The 15,879-nt window shown below is 59.2% G+C and carries 19 protein-coding genes; 6 read left to right on the plus strand and 13 right to left on the minus strand.

Features of this window, described 5'->3' with window-relative positions:
- Nucleotides 1–7: 7 nt before the first annotated feature.
- From murB to H8S59_RS21095, 13 genes are all read right to left on the minus strand, one after another.
- Complete coding sequence (gene murB / locus H8S59_RS21035; protein WP_187522686.1) at nt 8–1,027, minus strand: UDP-N-acetylmuramate dehydrogenase; 1,020 nt, start codon at nt 1,025–1,027, stop codon at nt 8–10.
- Nucleotides 1,024–1,788, minus strand: a complete 765-nt coding sequence (gene kdsB / locus H8S59_RS21040; RefSeq protein WP_187522687.1) for a 3-deoxy-manno-octulosonate cytidylyltransferase — start codon at nt 1,786–1,788, stop codon at nt 1,024–1,026. The genes murB and kdsB overlap by 4 nt, the downstream gene beginning before the upstream one ends.
- Complete coding sequence (locus H8S59_RS21045) at nt 1,785–1,970, minus strand: Trm112 family protein (protein ID WP_095093410.1); 186 nt, start codon at nt 1,968–1,970, stop codon at nt 1,785–1,787. The genes kdsB and H8S59_RS21045 overlap by 4 nt, the downstream gene beginning before the upstream one ends.
- Before the next feature lie 17 nt (nt 1,971–1,987).
- A complete protein-coding gene (gene lpxK, locus H8S59_RS21050; protein WP_187522688.1) occupies nt 1,988–2,983 on the minus strand; it encodes a tetraacyldisaccharide 4'-kinase in 996 nt (331 codons plus the stop codon).
- Nucleotides 2,983–3,414, minus strand: a complete 432-nt coding sequence (locus H8S59_RS21055) for an ExbD/TolR family protein (protein ID WP_027898763.1) — start codon at nt 3,412–3,414, stop codon at nt 2,983–2,985. Before H8S59_RS21055 ends, lpxK begins: the two co-directional genes overlap by 1 nt.
- Entirely contained in the window at nt 3,411–4,085 is a 675-nt protein-coding gene (locus tag H8S59_RS21060) for a MotA/TolQ/ExbB proton channel family protein (RefSeq protein ID WP_027898764.1), read from the minus strand. The genes H8S59_RS21055 and H8S59_RS21060 overlap by 4 nt, the downstream gene beginning before the upstream one ends.
- 81 nt (nt 4,086–4,166) lie before the next feature.
- A complete protein-coding gene (locus H8S59_RS21065) occupies nt 4,167–6,383 on the minus strand; it encodes a DNA internalization-related competence protein ComEC/Rec2 (RefSeq protein ID WP_187522689.1) in 2,217 nt (738 codons plus the stop codon).
- 174 nt (nt 6,384–6,557) lie between these two features.
- Nucleotides 6,558–7,814 carry a 23S rRNA pseudouridine(2605) synthase RluB gene (rluB, locus tag H8S59_RS21070; protein ID WP_187522690.1) on the minus strand — a complete coding sequence of 419 codons (1,257 nt, stop codon included), beginning with the start codon at nt 7,812–7,814 and terminating at the stop codon, nt 6,558–6,560.
- Nucleotides 7,815–8,011: 197 nt separating this feature from the next.
- Complete coding sequence (locus H8S59_RS21075; RefSeq protein ID WP_095093414.1) at nt 8,012–8,203, minus strand: DUF1289 domain-containing protein; 192 nt, start codon at nt 8,201–8,203, stop codon at nt 8,012–8,014.
- 102 nt (nt 8,204–8,305) lie between these two features.
- On the minus strand, nt 8,306–9,073 hold the full coding sequence (gene scpB / locus H8S59_RS21080) for an SMC-Scp complex subunit ScpB (RefSeq protein WP_187522691.1): 768 nt from the start codon (nt 9,071–9,073) through the stop codon (nt 8,306–8,308).
- A 204-nt stretch (nt 9,074–9,277) separates the two neighbouring features.
- The gene (locus H8S59_RS21085; RefSeq protein WP_176469803.1) at nt 9,278–9,976 is read right to left on the minus strand and encodes a segregation and condensation protein A; all 699 of its coding nucleotides are present in this window, start codon (nt 9,974–9,976) and stop codon (nt 9,278–9,280) included.
- 119 nt (nt 9,977–10,095) lie between these two features.
- Complete coding sequence (locus H8S59_RS21090; RefSeq protein WP_095093417.1) at nt 10,096–10,725, minus strand: L-threonylcarbamoyladenylate synthase; 630 nt, start codon at nt 10,723–10,725, stop codon at nt 10,096–10,098.
- A 13-nt stretch (nt 10,726–10,738) separates the two neighbouring features.
- The gene (locus H8S59_RS21095) at nt 10,739–11,602 is read right to left on the minus strand and encodes a PHP domain-containing protein (protein WP_187522692.1); all 864 of its coding nucleotides are present in this window, start codon (nt 11,600–11,602) and stop codon (nt 10,739–10,741) included.
- Nucleotides 11,603–11,668: 66 nt separating this feature from the next.
- Between H8S59_RS21095 and H8S59_RS21100 the strand changes: the two genes are divergently transcribed.
- The 6 genes from H8S59_RS21100 to H8S59_RS21125 all read left to right on the plus strand — a co-directional run.
- Nucleotides 11,669–12,271: a septation protein A gene (locus H8S59_RS21100; protein ID WP_122398138.1), complete on the plus strand. Its 603-nt coding sequence runs from the start codon at nt 11,669–11,671 to the stop codon at nt 12,269–12,271.
- 1 nt (nt 12,272) lies between these two features.
- Nucleotides 12,273–12,572 carry a YciI family protein gene (locus H8S59_RS21105; RefSeq protein ID WP_122398111.1) on the plus strand — a complete coding sequence of 100 codons (300 nt, stop codon included), beginning with the start codon at nt 12,273–12,275 and terminating at the stop codon, nt 12,570–12,572.
- Nucleotides 12,573–12,756: 184 nt separating this feature from the next.
- Entirely contained in the window at nt 12,757–13,164 is a 408-nt protein-coding gene (locus tag H8S59_RS21110) for an SH3 domain-containing protein (protein WP_187522693.1), read from the plus strand.
- A 7-nt stretch (nt 13,165–13,171) separates the two neighbouring features.
- Nucleotides 13,172–13,849 (plus strand): response regulator transcription factor, encoded by a 678-nt coding sequence (locus H8S59_RS21115; RefSeq protein WP_095093422.1) that lies wholly within the window; start codon nt 13,172–13,174, stop codon nt 13,847–13,849.
- Nucleotides 13,850–14,048: 199 nt separating this feature from the next.
- Nucleotides 14,049–14,486 (plus strand): LTXXQ domain protein, encoded by a 438-nt coding sequence (locus H8S59_RS21120; protein ID WP_095093423.1) that lies wholly within the window; start codon nt 14,049–14,051, stop codon nt 14,484–14,486.
- A gap of 64 nt (nt 14,487–14,550) precedes the next feature.
- The coding region (locus H8S59_RS21125; RefSeq protein ID WP_095093424.1) for a sensor histidine kinase at nt 14,551–15,879 on the plus strand (1,329 nt) is incomplete at its 3' end.

Consider the following 15,879-nt stretch of genomic DNA (forward strand, 5'->3'; position numbering starts at 1 on the left):
ATTCAGTTCAATAAAGATTAGGTTCCATTTCCAGCTCGACACCGAAGCGCTTGGCAATGTCGGCTTGAATACGTTTAGCCAGAGCATGCAACTGCACGCCCGTGGCGTGACCGTAGTTGACCAACACCAGCGACTGCAAACGATGCACGCCAGCGTCGCCTTCGCGGTAGCCCTTCCAGCCTGCCTGTTCGATGAGCCAGCCCGCCGCGAGTTTTACCCGTCCGTCGGGTTGTGGATAACCCACCAGCCCGGGGTGCTTGAAGCGGATCTGCTCGGCCAGTTCGGCAGGCACCAGTGGATTCTTGAAGAAACTACCCGCGTTGCCCAATACGGCAGGGTCCGGCAGCTTTTCACTGCGAATGGCACAAATTGCTTTACTGACGTCACGAGGCGTCGGTTGCACGATACCCTGCTCTTCCAGGCGTTGACGCACAGGACCGTAGTCCAGATGCAACTCCGCACTGAGATTAAGGGTAAAGCGCACGCGCAAAATCACCCAGCGACCCGTTTCATGCTTGAACAGGCTGTCGCGATAACCGAACCCACACTCCTCAAGGGAGAAGTCGCGCAGCTCGCCGGTCTGGCGATCAAGTGCGGTAAGGCTGTGAAACACATCCTTGATCTCGACCCCATAAGCACCAATGTTCTGCATGGGCGCAGCCCCAACCGTACCGGGGATCAGGCTGAGATTTTCCAGCCCCGCGAGCCCCAACTCCAGACACGACTGCACGAAAGGATGCCAGGGTTCGCCTGCTTCAGCCTCGATGACCGCGTGCTTGCAATCTTCCCGGACGATCCGGATTCCACGGCTGGCCATGCGCAGAACCAATGCCTGAACATCACCGGTCAACAGCAAATTGCTGCCGCCGCCAATGACCATCAATGGCAGGTCATGCTCCGCGCTATAGGCCAGGGCCTCGCGCACGTCATCGTCGTTATGGGCTTCGGCAAACAGCTGCGCCGTGACATCAACGCCAAAGGTGTTGAAAGGCTTGAGTGAAACAGCGGACTGCAATTGCAACGTCAAACCTCCAGCAAGCGGCGCACGCGCTCAAGGTCTTCAGGGGTATCAACACCGGCTGGTGGAGCTTCCAGCGCGTCAGCCACGTGGATCCGTATGCCGTGCCAGAGCGCACGCAACTGCTCCAGATTTTCCGTGTCTTCGAGCCTGCATGGGCCCCAACTGACGAAATCATGCAGAAAACCTGCGCGATAAGCGTAAATCCCGATATGCCGACGATACGGCACGCCCGCAGGCAATTGCTCGCGATCCCTGGCCAATGCATCCCGTGCCCAAGGCAACGGCGCTCGGCTGAACGTCAGCGCCAGGCCGTTGATGTCGGACACCACTTTGACAACGTTCGGGTTGAACAGCGCCGCCACGTCATCGATAGGCTCAGCCAGCGTCGACATGCGTGCTTCAGGGTGAGCTGCAAGATTAGCAGCGACCTGATCGATCACCGCAGGCGGAATCATCGGCTCGTCGCCCTGAACGTTGACCACGATGGCGTCGGCTTCCAGACCCAGTTGCGTGGCGACTTCCGCCAGACGATCGGTGCCGGAGTTGTGATCCTCGCGGGTCAGCAGCACTTCAGCGCCGAAGGCCTTACAGGCCTCAACGATGCGCGCATCATCAGTGGCGACCACAACCCGTGCCGCGCTGCTTTTACGTGCCTGCTCCCAGACATGCTGGATCATCGGCTTGCCCGCGATCTCTTTGAGCGGCTTGCCCGGAAAACGGCTGGACCCGAAGCGTGCCGGGATGACAACAGTAAACACTGCGGTCATTTGTCCAGACGCTCGTCGGTGGTCAGCGTACGCGCTTCACTTTCCAGCATCACTGGAATGCCGTCGCGAACGGGAAAAGCCAGACCTGCGCCCTTGCTGATCAGCTCGGTCTTGTCGGCGCTAAGTTTCAGCGGGCCCTTGCAGACGGGGCAAGCGAGGATGTCGAGTAATTTGGTGTCCATAGGAAATCCTGAGCGAATCATGGCAAAAGACGTAACAACTGCGAATCGAACCAACTGACGAAAGCATCGGATGGCACGGCATCCACAGCCAGGTACCACCAGTCATCCGCCGCAAAGGGCCGGCATTTCACGGCATCCTTCTCGGTCATGACAACGGGCAACGCCGGAGAAAAAGTCAGCGCCTGAGCACTGAAAACAGCATGGTCGGCAAACGCGTGGGTGACCGGTCGCCAGTGTAGCCCTTCAAGGGTATTGAAGAAACGCTGTGGATTACCGATACCTGCGACGGCATGAATTGCCTGCCCGGCCGGGAAGAAATCCAGTGCCTGGCGCTCGCCGCTGCGCAGATTGACCAGCGCCGACGGTTGCAGCTGAAAGGCATAGCCGTTGTCCCGATCAGCACTGGCTCCGTTGTAGAGCAACGCATCGACGCTCTTGAGGCGCTCGACAGGTTCGCGCAACGGTCCAGCGGGCAGACAACGGCGGTTGCCCAGCCCCCGGGCTGCATCGATCAACACCAGTTCAAGATCCCGCGCCAGCCGATAATGCTGCAAACCGTCATCGGAAAGAATCAGATCCAGCGGCTCACTGCCGAGCAGTGCTTGCACCGCACGACTGCGATCCGGATCGATCATCAACGGTACGCCGCTGCGCTGTACGATCAGCAGAGGTTCGTCCCCCGCCTGAGCGGCGCTTTGCTCTGCGGTCACGCGCCACGGCAGGCTCGGCGGTTTGGCACCGTAACCACGGCTGACCACCCCGACCCGCAAGCCGCGGCGGTGACAATGTTCGATCATCCACAGGATCAGAGGGGTCTTGCCGGTGCCTCCAATAGTAATGTTACCCACGACCACGACCGGCACAGACGCCTTGTAAATCTCGCCCTGCCCCGCCAGAAAACGCTCACGCTTGCCCTGCACGACTCGCCGATAAAGGCTCTCCAGCGGACGCAACAGCGTCAACGCCGGATGGCCTTTGTACCAGGCGTCGAGCAAACGATCAGAAAAGGCCATCAGTTAGCGGGTGCAGCTTCGACCGTGGTCATGCGCAGGTGGCTGAAACCCAGCTTGCCTGCGGCGTCCATGGCGGTGATCACCGACTGATGCGGGGTTTTACCATCGGCGCTGATCGACAGCGGCAGGCTGGTATCGCCGGCTGACTCACGCTGAAGCGCATCAATCAGGGTCTGCAGGTCGTTCTTCGGCAGCAGTTGATTGTTCACCGAAAAGACCCCATCAGCATTGATGGTGATGTCCAGATGCTTGAGATCTGCGTCGGTTTCCGGAGCGCCGGTCACCGCTTGCGGCAGGTCGACGCGCAATTGGGTTTCGCGAGTGAAGGTAGTGGTCACGATAAAGAACAGCAGCAGGATGAACACCACATCGATCAACGAAACGAGGTTGATATCGATGTTTTCCCTGGCCTTGCGACGACGAAACTTCACTTCTTGCGACCCTCGCCCCGGGCCTGGGACTTGAGGTCAATCTTCGGATCATTCAGGTCGACTTCACGATCGCCCTGCACCACTTCCACCAGTTTGATGGCTTCCTGCTCCATGCCGACGACCAGTTCGTCGACCCGGCTTTGCAGGTAACGGTGGAAGAAAATCGCAGGAATCGCGACGATCAGGCCCGACGCCGTGCAGATCAGCGCCTTGGAAATGCCGCCCGCCAGTACCGAGGCATTGGCCGTGTTGCCCGTGGCGTTGAACGAGCCAAAAATGTCGATCATGCCCAGCACCGTACCCAGCAAGCCCAGCAACGGAGCCATGGCGGCAATGGAACCCAGCGCACTGAGGTAACGCTCCAGATCATGAATGACCCGGGCCGCAGCCTCTTCAATGCACTCTTTCATGATTTCCCGGCCATGCCGTGAATTGGCCAGGCCTGCGGCAAGGATTTCACCCAGAGGAGAATCGGCGCGCAGTTGCTTGAGTTTTTCCTTGTCGAGTTTTTTGTCCTGAATCCACTGCCAGACTTGCCCTACCAGATGCGGCGGGGTAATGCGGCTAGCACGAAGGGTCCAGAGGCGCTCGATGATAATGCCGACCGCAGCAATGGAACTCAGAATGATCGGCAGCATCATCCAGCCGCCAGATTTGACCAGTTCCCACACAGTGACGACTCCCTCGAAAAATTGGCGCCACTCTAACATAGGGTCGGCGACTCGCCGAAGCCTGCGATCGATATCCTTGCGTCAATCACGCCAGAATCGTCTCTCAGCCCGTTGGGAGCGGGGCTTTTCGAATGTCCCGAGTTGCAGGCTGATGGCTCCCAGGTCGGCGCTGTCCCAAGTGGGAATGCCGAACCATTGATAGCGCGCCATGACCAGCGGATGCGGGTGCCCGAAGGCATTATTGCGACCACGGGAAATCAACACGCCATGCGGGGCGACAGCTCGCAGAAAGCCTTTCGAGGAAGAGGTGCGACTCCCGTGGTGCGGCGCTTGCAGCCAGTCGGCGCGCACATCCCGACCGCTGTCGATCAGGGCTTGCTCGGCCTCGGCGTCAATATCCCCTGTCAGCAACAAACGCTCACCTTGAGCATCGACCATCAATACGCACGAGGCCTGATTCCCCTCCCGGGCTTCACCCCAACGCCAGGTCGAGAACAGTACCCCGTCCCATTCCCAGCGTTCGTCGTTGGCGCACAGTTGCGCTTTCAGCAACGGCGACAGCCTTTCCAGTTCGCCACTCAGCACCCGCTTGACCGGCAAGCCCTGATGGACCGCCTGCGCACCACCGGCATGATCGGCGTCGGCATGGCTGATCAATATCAGATCAAGTTCACGCACGCCGGTCTTGCGGATGGCGGGCAATACGACCCTCTGACCTATATCAAACTCTCCAAAGCGCGGTCCGGCGTCGTAAAGCAGCGCGTGATGCCGGGTGCGCAAGAGAATCGCCAACCCCTGCCCTACGTCCATTTGCAGAACTTCGACCTGCCCGTGAGGCACGCTTTTCAGGGGCGGGAACACGCAAAGCAGCAACAGCGGCCACCCCAGCCCACGAAACGGCACGCCGCTGGGCAACAGCAACATCACGCCACCCAATCCACTCAGCACCCAGGCCCAGAACGGAATGACGCTCGGCATCCAGGCGGGCAGCCACTCGGCGACCCACCCGAGAAATCTGAATAACCACTCCAGCCCGCCACCCGCCAGCCATAGCAGCCCTTCACCCAGATAAGGAACAGGCAGCAGCAAGGTTCCGAGCAGCGCAGGTGGCAGGATCAGAAAACTCACCCACGGTACTGCAACAAGATTGGCTAAAGGACCCGTCAGACTGATGGGCAGGTTCAATGCCAGCAACACCGGCAACAAGCCAACGGCAATCAACCACTGTGCCCGGGTCCAGCTTTGCAGCCAGCTCCACGCCCCCAGCCGCCCACCAAATATCAGCATCAGGATTGCAACAGCGATAAAGGACAGCCAGAAACCCGGCTGCAAACTGGCCAACGGTTCAAACACCAGCACGGCATTCAGCGACAGCAGCAGCGGCAAGACAGCCCCGAGGTGCCGAAAGCGCAGCCGCCAGAGCAAGACCATGCCGACCATCACGCATGCCCGGCGCACCGGCACTTCAAAGCCTGCGAGCAAGCCATACCCGAGCGCGGCACTGAATGCCAGTCCGCATGCCCATGGCAACCAAGGCAGCGCGCGCGGCCACAACCCCCAACGTGCCAGGCCAGCGATCAGCGCGTACATCACACCCGCCAGCAAGCCCACGTGCTGCCCGGAAATAACCAGCAGATGCACGGTGCCAGTGTCTTGCAGGATCTGCCAGTCGACCGCGCTGAGCCCCGAACCATCGCCCAGAACCAGCGCGGCCAGACCGCCTTCTCGACCTTGCGCATCAACCGCAAGCAGACGCTGGCGTATCACATCCCGCCAGCCTGAACCGGCGGACGCCAGCTTCTGTCCATCGGCGACTGTGCCTGTAGCACCGATACGCTGGGCCAACAGCCAGGCTTCGTAGTCGAAGGCATGTGGATTGGCCAATCCGCCCGGCCGCTTGAGCTTGACCGCCAGACGCCAGCGCTCGCCGCTGCGTATCTCCGGGCCGCCATACCAGGCCACCCGCATGCGCTCCGGCAAACGAAAGCGTCGAGATTGCAGATCTTCCAGCTCAAAGCGCGCTACGCCTTCAGCGACTGCCGGCAAACCGACGACCTTGCCTTGTAACCAAACTGTCTGGCCGTCCATCCGGTGTGAAAGACGATCATCCAGTGCCCATTGAGCCGAAACGCATGCCCAGGTGAATCCAAATAGAAAGAAAGCCACGGGGTATGTACGAAATGGCAACAGCATCAAGGCCAGCAGCGGCATGCACAGCAACAGCCACCCCGGCGGCAATGCCGGTAAAAAGCGTAGTGCCAGTAAACCCAAGGCCAGCGCGGACATCCCTGTGCGCATAAGCAGCTCATCCCGATAACGTCGAAAGTCCCCTTACGGCTTAGCTCAGTGAGGTAAAGATGTCGGGATCAAGTGTCACAAGGTTTTGGACGGGGTATGTCGGGACGAAAAAAAACGCCCGTCTTTCGAGGGGCGTTTCTTTTAGCTACTGACGCGCTGCTAATTGCTTACGCGTTACTGGGGCTTGCGACGACCAAAGCCCGGGCGCTGACCCGAACCCGATGCTGGGCCACGGCGCTTGCCGGACGGCGCGTCATCGACCAGAGTGATGCCTGGACGTTTCGGCGACGGCTTGGCCGGACGCTTGTTCATGTCGCTTGGACGCTCAGCCACTGGCGTGCCACGGCTGTTGTCATTGCGGGTGTCGCTGCGACCGTTGGCTGGACGCGGCGTGCGCGGCGACGACTTGTTAGGGTCGTTGCGCTGACCACGGCCGGAATCCGTACGCGGTGCAGCTGGACGCTGGGCGCGATCGCGATCACTGCCGGTCACTTGCGGCTGACGTGGAGCACGATCGCCCGTCGGAGCACCTTCCTTCGCCGGGCGCAGAGTGCGCACGCGCTCGCTTTTGCCCAATGGCCGAGACGACTGACGCTGCAAGCGCTCCATCTTGTCCTTGGTCTTGGCGTTCATCTGCGGCTGAGCCACGGGGGTCAGGCCCACTTCGGCGCTGAGGATATCAACCTCGTACTGGCTCATTTCGCGCCAGCGACCCATCGGCAGGTCGGAATTGAGGAACACCGGTCCGTAACGCACGCGCTTCAGACGGCTGACCACCAGCCCCTGGGATTCCCAGAGACGACGCACTTCACGGTTACGGCCTTCCATCACCACGCAGTGATACCAGTGGTTGAAGCCTTCACCGCCCGGCGCTTGCTGGATGTCGGTGAAGCGAGCCGGACCGTCTTCAAGAACAACGCCAGCTTTGAGCCGCGCGATCATGTCATCGTCCACTTCGCCACGCACACGCACAGCGTATTCGCGGTCCATTTCGAAGGACGGGTGCATCAAACGGTTGGCCAGCTCGCCATCGGTGGTGAACATCAGCAAACCGGTAGTGTTGATGTCCAGACGACCGATGTTGACCCAACGGCCTTCTTTCGGACGCGGCAGGCGATCGAACACCGTCGGGCGACCTTCAGGGTCGTCACGGGTACAGATTTCACCGTCCGGTTTGTTGTACATGATCACGCGGCGCACCGTTTCGGCGGCCTCTTCGCGTTTGATGACGCGGCCGTCAACGGTGATCGCATCGTGCAGATCTACGCGTTGACCAAGGGTCGCGTCCTTGCCATTGACCTTGATTCGGCCCTGGCTGATCCAGGCTTCAACGTCGCGACGCGAGCCTACGCCAATACGTGCCAGAACCTTCTGCAGCTTTTCGCCTGCGGGTCCGATTTCCTGGCTGTCCTGCTTGTCTTGTTCACTCATCTGGGCACCTCCCGGTGTGTCGATTCAGGGGGCGCCGAGGACCGACGCAACCTGGTGCCTGGGCTGTGGATAGCCACGAGGCGTAATACTGAAAAACTTCTGGCGCTAAACTCATCACGAGCAGAATCGCCAAAAGGTCGCGAATGATACGCTCACATAAGGTTTTGCGCATTAGACGCTAGACGAAAATTTGCGCCTTACTTCTTTTTCCGCCGACCGGCACTTTTAAAACCCTTCATGCGCACGGCAGCTTCTTTGAGCACGTCACGGCGCTCGTCCTTGTCCATTTTCTTCCAGGCCTTGATTTCCTTCTTGCTACGGCCACAGCCGATGCAGATATCGGCGTCGAATTTACAGAGGCTGATGCAGGGGTTCTTGGTGTCGCTCATGAGTGGTGCCCTGCATGAATGAACGCTGTTTGACCTGTAGGAGCTGCCGAAGGCTGCGAAAGCGGTTTGTCTGATGCACTGCTTCGCAGCCTTCGGCAGCTCCTACAGGGGATCGGTATCGTCCTCTGGCTTTTTATCCGCCTCATCCGGCAGCAAATCATCAAAGTCGATCTTCAGACCCTGCTCCATCGAGTCGAGTTCGACCAATAAGCTGCGGAAGCTGGTTTCGTCCCTCGGCGGCTCGGGTTCGACGTCAGGATCGGCGCTGGCGTCAGCGAGGGCTTGCAGGTGCGCAGGCACAGGGGCGTCTTCGAAATCCAGGACCGGATCAGGTTCCAGCTCACGCAGATCAGCCAGCGGCGGCAGATCATCAAGATTCTTCAGGTTGAAGTGATCGAGAAACGCCTTGGTGGTGGCAAACATCGCAGGCTTGCCCGGTACTTCCCGATACCCCACCACCCTGATCCATTCGCGCTCCAGCAGGGTCTTCACGATATGGCTGTTGACCGCCACCCCGCGCACGTCCTCGATTTCGCCCCGAGTGATCGGCTGGCGGTAGGCAATCAGCGCCATGGTCTCCAGCATGGCCCTGGAATAGCGCTGCGGACGCTCTTCCCAGAGACGACCGACCCAAGGGGAAAACTTTTCGCGAATCTGCAGGCGATAACCAGACGCCACTTCCTTGAGTTCAAAGGCCCTGCCCTCGCAGGATTTGCCCAGCAATTGCAGCGCTTTCTTGAACACCGGCGGCTCAGGACGCTCGCCTTCTTCGAACAACTCGTAGAGACGTTCCAGCGATTGCGGTTTACCCGAGGCCAACAGGAAAGCTTCGAGCAGCGGAGCCAGCTCGCGGGGTTCGTTGAGGTTCATTGATCAGTTCCTGTCAAACAACACATAGCGGCCGGGTTCATGGGGATTCAGTTCACTGACGTGGGACCGGCTTTAGCCGGGAAGGCTATTTTGCAGACACCACATATGTGTCGGATGTACCGCCCCCTTCCTGGCTGAAGCCGGTCCCACGACGTGATCCCACGGTAAATCCCGTAGCCTAAATCAGGGATGAAGGGTGATATTTTATTCGGCTCGCGCCCGTACATGGATGACTGCAAACGGTTCGTTCTGTACCAACTCCACCAGCGACTCCTTGACCAGTTCCAGGACGGCCATGAAGGTCACCACCACACCCAGGCGCCCTTCCTCGGCGGTGAACAGCTCGGCAAACGGCACAAAGCCGCCGCCTTTGAGTCGCTCCAGCACATCACTCATGCGCTCGCGGGTGGACAGGGCCTCGCGGCTGACCTGGTGGCTTTCAAACATGTCGCCGCGGCGCAGCACTTCCGCCATGGACATCAATAACTCTTCGAGGCTGACTTCAGGCAACAGCTTGCGGGCCCGCGCTTCAGGTGCATCAAGCCTGGGCACGACGACGTCACGACCGACACGCGTCAACTGGTCGATACCTTCGGCGGCCACCTTGAAGCGTTCGTATTCCTGCAGCCGACGGATCAACTCGGCACGCGGGTCGTCTTCCTCCTGCTCGGCCTCGGCCGAACGTGGCAGCAGCATGCGCGACTTGATCTCGGCCAGCATGGCGGCCATCACCAGATATTCGGCAGCCAGTTCCAGGCGCACCGTCTTCATCAGCTCGACGTAACCCATGTACTGCTTGGTGATTTCGGCCACCGGGATATCAAGGATGTCGATGTTCTGCTTGCGGATCAGGTACAGCAGCAAGTCCAGCGGCCCTTCGAACGCCTCGAGAAAGACTTCCAGCGCATCCGGCGGGATGTACAGGTCCATCGGCATCTGCGTGACCGCCTGGCCGTAGACCATGGCGAACGGCAGTTCCTGCTGAGCGTCGGCCTGACTGTCGACGGCTTCTACCGTAGTCATTAAGCCTCTACACCAAAAGGTGAAGGATCGCCGCAGCCGACCCGGACCACCTCAGGCTCGTCGCCGGTCAGGTTAATCACTGTCGACGCAGAAATACCGCCCATGCCGCCATCGATAATCAGATCGACCTGACGCTCAAGGGTCTGGCGCATTTCATAGGGATCGCTCATCGGCACGCTCTCCCCCGGCAGGATCAGGCTGACGCTCATCAGCGGCTCGCCCAGCTCTTCCAGCAACGCCTGAGCGATGGGGTGCTTCGGTACCCGCAGGCCGATGGTTCGGCGCTTGGGGTGCAGAATCAGCCGCGGCACTTCGCGAGTGGCATTGAGAATGAATGTGTATGGCCCCGGCGTATGGGCCTTGAGTGCCCGAAAGGCACCGGTATCGACTTTCGCGAACAGCCCCAGTTGGGACAGATCACAGCACATCAACGTGAAGTTGTGCTTGTCGTCCAGTTGCCGCAGACGGCGAATGCGCTCAATGGCGCTTTTATCGCCAAGCTGGCAGCCCAATGCGTATGACGAATCTGTGGGATAGATCACCAAACCGCCCGCTTTGATAATTTCCACGGCCTGTTTGATCAGGCGCGCTTGCGGGTTCTCCGGGTGGACCTGGAAAAATTGACTCACGGTATCTTCCTGTTCAGAAGGCAGCAGTAGACTGATCATGTTTGAACCGAGACCAAAGGGGTGGCAGGTCTTCGGGCACCGGACGATACATGCCTATCTCGGACCAGCCACCAGGAGCATGGAAATCACTGCCGGCGGAGACCAGCAGGCCAAATTCACGCGCCAGAATGGCCAGGGTTCCAACCTGCTCGGCAGGTTGCAGGCCATTGACTACTTCAATCGCATGGCCGCCTGCTTCAATGAAGGCGGCGACCAGCTTACGGCGTTTGCTACGGGTGAAATCATAATGCACGGGGTGAGCAAGACTGACCCAGGCCCCGGATTCCCGCAATGTACCGACGGTTTCTTCAAGCGTGGGCCAATGTTGTTTCACATCACCCAGCTTGCCCGCCCCCAGCCATTTACGAAAAGCCTCGGCGCGATCCTTGACGAAACCGGCACGCACCATGAAGTCCGCGAAGTGCGGACGAGCCGGTGCATTACCGCTGTCGCCGAGTTCCTGCTGGATGGCCCGAGCACCTTCCAGCGCCCCGGGCATACCTTTGATCGCCAATTTGCGACTGATTTCTTCGGCCCGCAACCAGCGGCCGTCATGCAAACGAGCAATAGCCGCCACCAGAGCCGGTGCATCCATCGCAAAGCCGTAGCCCAGAATATGGATGGTCGCACCGCCCCAGGTACAGGAAAGCTCAACCCCATTTACCAGTTGCATACCCAGTGAAAGCGCCGCAGTGCGGGCTTCCTCAAGGCCTTCGAGGGTGTCGTGATCCGTCAGGGAAAGGACGCGCACGCCATTCTCATAAGCACGGGCAACCAGAGCCGTAGGCGCAAGCGCGCCATCGGAGGCGGTGCTGTGGCAGTGCAAGTCAACATTCATAGGTAGCGCTTTCGCTGTCATTGATGTTTGTTATTATGCCGTCACATCCTGCTTCTGGCTGCCATTGTGAAACAATTCATCGACTTCATCCCGCTGCTGCTGTTTTTCATCGTCTACAAAATAGAGCCTCGTGCTGTCGAAATCCTCGGCAACACTTACACGCTGGGCGGTATTTTCAGTGCGACCGCCATGCTGATCATCAGTTCGGTGGTGGTTTACGGCATTCTGTTTTTCAAACAGGGCAAGCTGGAAAAGAGCCAGTGGCTGACACTGGTTGCCTGTCTGGTGTTCGGTAGCCTGACCCTGGCCTTCCACAGCGAGACTTTCCTCAAATGGAAAGCCCCGGTGGTGAACTGGCTGTTTGCGCTGGCGTTTGCCGGTAGTCACTTCATCGGCGATCGCCCGTTGATCCAGCGCATCATGGGTCACGCGCTGAGTCTGCCAAAGGCAATCTGGACCAGACTGAACATCGCCTGGATCATCTTCTTCCTGTTCTGCGGTGCGGCCAACCTTTATGTGGCGTTCACCTATCAGGAATTCTGGGTGGACTTCAAAGTCTTCGGCAGCCTGGGCATGACTCTGGTGTTCCTGATCGCTCAGGGCCTGTACCTTGCCAAGCACATGCAAGACCCTGCTTCCCCACCGCCAACGACAAAAACCGAGGACTGACATGCTCTACGCAATCATTGCCACAGACGTCGAAAACTCCCTGGAAAAACGCCTGAGCGTACGTCCTGCCCATCTGGAGCGCCTCAATGCGCTCAAAGATGAAGGCCGTCTGATTCTGGCAGGGCCCAACCCGGCGGTGGACAGCAACGACCCTGGCGCAGCAGGTTTCTCCGGTAGCCTGATCGTTGCCGAGTTCGAATCCCTGAGCGCGGCAAAAAGCTGGGCCGAGGCGGATCCTTTCGTCACAGCTGGCGTGTACGCCAATGTCATCGTGAAGCCTTTCAAGAAAGTCCTGCCTTAAGCATCCCGCCTCCCGCCTGCACCGTGTCGTAATCGCTGCCCGCTCAGGGCAGCGATTACAGATTCTCCCCCTCTGACGCTAATCATTCTCAACGCCCTGCCGACAACCTGCTGAATGTTCTATAAAAATACTGCCGTCCAGAAATGCGGCCGTTGGAAACACGGACGCTGAAACAGGAGTTCAGATGCGGGCATGTCTGCTGGTTGCTGTATTGGTAATGGGTGCCACTGCGGCCCAGGCCGAGGAAACAAATGGTTCCGGTAACGCCTATGAGTTGCCGCTGCCGACCACTGCCGCTCAGATCAGTGATCTCCAGCAGCGCCTCAAGGAAAGCGAGCGCCAGCGCGAAGATCTGCTCAAACAGGTACAGAACGCTGACGCCGCCCGCGACAGCGCTCAGCTCAGTCGTCTGCGTCAAGAGAACCAAAGGCTCAAGTTGCAGCTCAAAGAAGCACAATCAGCTGAACCGCAACGTATCCTGAGCGAACAGCAACAATGGTTCGTCACCGGAGGGGGTGTTGCGCTGATAGCCCTCCTGTGCGGTATCTTTGCCCGCGGTGGACGTAAGCAGCGTCGACAGTGGCTAAATTGAGTGAGACATGAGCGAGCTGTTACTTATTGATGATGATCAGGAGCTGTGTGAGCTTCTGAGTAGCTGGTTGAGCCAGGAAGGTTTTCTGGTTCGTGCCTGCCATGACGGTCAAAGTGCCCGTCGCGCCCTCGCCGAATCCGCGCCAGCTGCGGTGGTTCTGGATGTCATGCTGCCCGACGGCAGCGGCCTGGAATTGCTCAAGCAATTGCGCAGTGACCACCCTGATCTGCCAGTGTTGATGCTCTCGGCCCGCGGCGAGCCGCTGGACCGGATTCTGGGCCTGGAACTGGGTGCCGATGATTACCTGGCCAAACCCTGCGACCCTCGTGAACTGACCGCTCGCCTGCGCGCCGTGTTGCGTCGCAGTCATCCGACGGCCGTGTCGACCCAACTCGAACTGGGCGACCTGAGCTTCAGCCCGGTGCGCGGCGTGGCGATCATCAATGATCAGGAACTGGTCCTGACCATGTCGGAGAGCCGTTTGCTCGAAGCCCTGCTGCGCCAGCCGGGTGAACCGCTGGACAAGCAGGAACTGGCGCAACTGGCGCTGGGCCGCAAACTGACCCTGTATGACCGCAGCCTGGACATGCACGTCAGCAACCTGCGCAAGAAAATCGGCCCGCACCCTGACGGTCGCCCAAGAATCGTCGCGCTGCGTAGCCGCGGTTATTACTACGCGGTCTGACGACCAAGCTGCAAGCTGCAAGCTGCAAGAAGAGCATGGAGCACATGAGCTGTACCTCTTGAAGCTTGTAGCTTGAAACTGATAACTGCTCCCCTCCCTCTTTACCCAAGCTTTACAGTAGCCTGACCGCTCTTGACCTTGATCTCCCTAAACTGGCCTCAACCGGCAACGAGCCGGATTCGAGACAAGGAGATACACCATGCGCAAGACTCTGATCGCTTTGATGTTCGCTGCTGCACTGCCTACCGTTGCAATGGCTGCACCTGTCGATGGCCCTGGTTTCGGTCCAGGTCCTGAAGGTCCACGTCCAGGCATGCATCATGACCGCGGCCCCTTTGGCAAGCTGGACCTGAGCCCCGAACAGCGTCAACAGATCGGCAGACTGATGGGCGAGCGAATGCACGACCGCAAGGACATCACTGAGAAGTACCTGGCCAAGCTGTCGCCCGCGGACCAGAAAGCCATGAAAGACGAACTGGACGCCAAGCGCACCAAAACCGATAGCGATATCCGTGCGCTGCTCAAGCCTGACCAGCAGAAGGAATTCGACGAAATGCAGAAAGAGCGCGCAGCAAAAATGGCCGAACGCGCTGAATTCGAAGCATGGAAAGCGCAAAAGGCACAAAAAGCCCAGTAAGCTACTGATCCACCTGAACCCGGCACTCCCCAAGCGTGCCGGGTTTTCCTATTTGAGGTTTCCCGTGCGTTCATTGTTTTGGCGAATCCTGGCGAGCTTCTGGCTGGCCATTGCCCTGGTTGCAGGGCTGTCGATCCTGCTCGGCCACATGCTTAATCAAGACGCGTGGATCCTCAGCCGTCATCCGCTGCTGAGTCATCTTCCGCAAACGTGGACCGAGCAGTATGAAAACCAGGGTGCAGATGCCGCACAGGACTACCTGCAAAGCCTCAAACGCAAAAATCACATGGACGTTCAGGTCCTCAACGACAATGGCGATCCGGTGGTGCGCGGTACCTTCTCTCCTCGTGCTGCAGCACTTGAAGCACGTCAGGGCGATGACCCAGGACAGCTTCCGTGGCGTCGCCTGACCAGTGAATACACCAGCGAAAAAACCGGCGAAACCTACCTGTTTATCTATCGCATCCCTCACCCGGAGCTGGATGCGTGGCACCGTGACAGTCTGATGTGGCCGCTGAGTGCGCTGGGTATTTCGCTGGTGGTGCTGACCTTGTTCAGCCTGCTGGTGACCTTGTCCATCACTCGCCCGCTCAGCCGTTTGCGCGGCGCGGTGCATGATCTTGGGCAAACCACTTATCAACAGAACAGCCTCGCGCAACTGGCCAACCGCCGGGATGAATTCGGCGTGCTGGCCAATGACTTCAACCGCATGGGCGCGCGGCTGCAGAGTCTGATCGGCAGTCAGCGTCAGTTGCTGCGCGATGTATCCCATGAACTGCGTTCGCCGCTGGCTCGCTTGCGTATCGCATTGGCGCTGGCAGAACGGGCGGAACCGGCCGAACGGGAAAAGCTCTGGCCACGCCTCAGCCGTGAATGTGATCGTCTGGAAGCGCTGATCAGCGAAATTCTCGCCTTGGCACGGCTCGATGCACAACTGAGCAGCGCCGAATCGGTTGATCTCAAGGCACTGCTGATGAGGCTCAAGAACGACGCGACACTGGATGGCAGCGACCAGCACATCAATGTGCATGTCGAAGACAACCTGCATTTGCATGGCTGGCCGGACATGATCGAACGGGCAACCGATAACCTGTTACGTAATGCGCTGCGCTTCAGTCCGCCAGGAAAGTCAGTCGACGTGCAGGCGAAACGGGTGGGTGATCGCTTGCAGTTGAGTGTCCGCGATCATGGTCCTGGCGTAGCGGCTGAGCATCTGACGCAATTGGGCGAGCCGTTCTACCGCGCCCCCGGTCAGACCGCGCCGGGTCACGGGCTCGGACTGGCAATCGCCCGCCGCGCCGCACAACGTCATGGCGGGGAATTGATTCTGGGCAATCATCCCGAGGGCGGGTTTCTGGCAATTATTGATTTGCCAGCGGAGGTGGTTAGTTCT

Origin of the sequence: Pseudomonas folii (assembly GCF_014357575.1) — a bacterium.
In the GTDB taxonomy this organism is placed as follows: Bacteria; Pseudomonadota; Gammaproteobacteria; order Pseudomonadales; family Pseudomonadaceae; genus Aquipseudomonas; species Aquipseudomonas folii.

Excerpts from the sequence above, each read along its gene's own strand:
- kdsB (WP_187522687.1), bottom strand. The coding sequence starts at position 1,788 with ATGACCGCAGTGTTTACTGTTGTCATCCCGGCACGCTTCGGGTCCAGC.
- H8S59_RS21045 (WP_095093410.1), bottom strand. The coding sequence starts at position 1,970 with ATGGACACCAAATTACTCGACATCCTCGCTTGCCCCGTCTGCAAGGGC.
- lpxK (WP_187522688.1), bottom strand. The coding sequence starts at position 2,983 with ATGGCCTTTTCTGATCGTTTGCTCGACGCCTGGTACAAAGGCCATCCG.
- H8S59_RS21065 (WP_187522689.1), bottom strand. The coding sequence starts at position 6,383 with ATGCGCACAGGGATGTCCGCGCTGGCCTTGGGTTTACTGGCACTACGC.
- rluB (WP_187522690.1), bottom strand. The coding sequence starts at position 7,814 with ATGAGTGAACAAGACAAGCAGGACAGCCAGGAAATCGGACCCGCAGGC.
- H8S59_RS21075 (WP_095093414.1), bottom strand. The coding sequence starts at position 8,203 with ATGAGCGACACCAAGAACCCCTGCATCAGCCTCTGTAAATTCGACGCC.
- scpB (WP_187522691.1), bottom strand. The coding sequence starts at position 9,073 with ATGAACCTCAACGAACCCCGCGAGCTGGCTCCGCTGCTCGAAGCTTTC.
- H8S59_RS21095 (WP_187522692.1), bottom strand. The coding sequence starts at position 11,602 with ATGAATGTTGACTTGCACTGCCACAGCACCGCCTCCGATGGCGCGCTT.
- H8S59_RS21105 (WP_122398111.1), top strand. The coding sequence starts at position 12,273 with ATGCTCTACGCAATCATTGCCACAGACGTCGAAAACTCCCTGGAAAAA.
- H8S59_RS21110 (WP_187522693.1), top strand. The coding sequence starts at position 12,757 with ATGCGGGCATGTCTGCTGGTTGCTGTATTGGTAATGGGTGCCACTGCG.
- H8S59_RS21115 (WP_095093422.1), top strand. The coding sequence starts at position 13,172 with ATGAGCGAGCTGTTACTTATTGATGATGATCAGGAGCTGTGTGAGCTT.
- H8S59_RS21120 (WP_095093423.1), top strand. The coding sequence starts at position 14,049 with ATGCGCAAGACTCTGATCGCTTTGATGTTCGCTGCTGCACTGCCTACC.